Below are 1,888 nucleotides of genomic sequence, written 5' to 3' on the forward strand. Positions count from 1 at the left end.
ATGCGGCGGCGCATGGAGGCCGAGGGCTACGACGAGGTGAAGACGCCGCAGATCCTCGACAAGACCTTCTGGGAACAGTCCGGCCACTGGGAGAAGTTCCACGCCGGCATGTTCGTCTGCGAGACCAACGAGGGCGAAGTCCTGGCGGTCAAGCCGATGAACTGTCCCGGCCACGTGCAGATCTTCAAGCACGGCCAGCGCTCCTATCGCGAGCTGCCGATCCGGCTGGCCGAGTTCGAGGGCCTGCACCGCTATGAGAGCTCGGGCTCGCTCATGGGCCTGCTGCGCGTGCGCCAGATGGCCCAGGACGACGCGCACATCTTCTGCACCGACGACCAGATCGAGGCCGAGTCGGTGGCCTTCATCGAGCTCCTGAAGCAGGTCTATGCCGACCTGGAGGTGGAACTCGATTCGGTGAAGCTCGCCCTGCGTCCCGACCTTCGCTTCGGCACGGACGAGAACTGGACCATCGCCGAGGACAAGCTGGAGCGCGCCGCCAACGCCGCCGGCCTGCAGGTGGAGCGGCTGCCGGGCGAAGGCGCCTTCTATGGCCCGAAGCTGGAATTCCACCTGCGCGACGCCATCGGCCGCACCTGGCAGTGCGGCACGCTACAGCTCGACTATGTGCTGCCCGAGCGGCTGGACGCCTCGTACATCGCCGAGGATGGCCAGAAGCACCGGCCGGTCATGCTGCATCGGGCGGTGCTGGGCTCGCTGGAGCGGTTCCTGGGCGTGCTGATCGAGCACCATGCCGGCGCCTTTCCGCTGTGGCTGGCGCCGACGCAGGCGGTGGTCGCCACCATCACCTCCGACGCCGACGCCTATGCGGTGAAGGCGGCAGCCGCGATGAAGAAGGCGGGGCTCAGGGTCGAGAGCGACCTGCGCAACGAAAAGGTCGGCTACAAGGTGCGCGAACACTCGCTGGCCAAGGTCCCGGTGATCGCCGTGGTCGGCCGCCGCGAGGCCGAGGAAGGCAAGGTGGCGCTCAGGCGCCTCGGCTCCAACGACCAGCGGATCCTGACCCTCGACGAAGCCATCGCGGAGCTGGTGAAAGAAGCGACCCCGCCGGATTTGCGGTAGACGGCCGTCCCTTCCAGACTTCTCCCGTGGGGAGAAGGAGGGGCCCATCGCGCCAGCGATGGGAGGATGAGGGCGTACGCCCGTTCAGGATGAATCTGAGAGGCCGTAACCCCTCGCCCTCCCACGGCGCGGCGCGCCGCGGGGCCCTCCCTCTCCCTCTGGGAGAGGTCTATTAGCCCGGAAACACCCCCGCCCGCGTGAGCGCTGATGGCGCGTCCTTGCCCAGTTTTTCGCCGACCCAGCGCGCGGTCTCGATCAGCTTGCCCAGGTCCAGCCCGGTCTCGATGCCGCCGCGCTCCAGCATGTAGACCAGGTCCTCGGTGGCGATGTTGCCGGTGGCGTCGGGGGCGAAGGGGCAGCCGCCGATGCCGCCGGTGCTGGCGTCGATCACGTCGACCCCGGCCTCCAGGCTGGCATAGACATTGGCCAGGCCGGTGTTGCGGGTGTTGTGGAAGTGCATGCGGATGCGCGCTTCCGGCGCGACCTTGCGCACCGCCTCGATCCGCCGCCGCACCGTCCAGGGGTCGGCCACGCCGATGGTGTCGCCGAGCGCGATCTCGCCGATGCCGGCCCGCGCCGCCTCGGCGGCGATGGCCGCGATCTGCGCCTCGCTGACCTCGCCGTCGAAGGGGTCGCCGAAGGCCACCGATATGGTCATGGACAGCACCGGCCCGCCCTCGGCGGCGCGGCGCTCGGCGATGCGGACCATGGTCGCCGCCTGCTCGGCGACCGAGGCGCCCTGGTTCCTGATGCCGAAGCCGTCGGAGGCGCAGACCACCACATTGGCCTCGTCGCAGCCGGCCGCGAC

General features: G+C 69.3%; 2 protein-coding genes. One reads left to right on the forward strand and one right to left on the reverse strand.

All coding sequences use genetic code 11. The features are described from left to right. Nucleotides 1-1,080: threonine--tRNA ligase (thrS, locus tag VGL85_RS11020; protein WP_331588983.1), on the forward strand; the 1,080-nt coding region annotated here is incomplete at its 5' end. Between the two features lie 172 nt (nt 1,081-1,252). On the opposite strand, the gene VGL85_RS11025 is transcribed toward thrS, so the two are convergent. Further along, a partial coding sequence (locus VGL85_RS11025) for a hydroxymethylglutaryl-CoA lyase (RefSeq protein ID WP_331588984.1) occupies nt 1,253-1,888 on the reverse strand: 636 nt, incomplete at its 5' end.

This window comes from Phenylobacterium sp. (genome assembly GCF_036501465.1).
GTDB lineage: Bacteria > Pseudomonadota > Alphaproteobacteria > Caulobacterales > Caulobacteraceae > Phenylobacterium.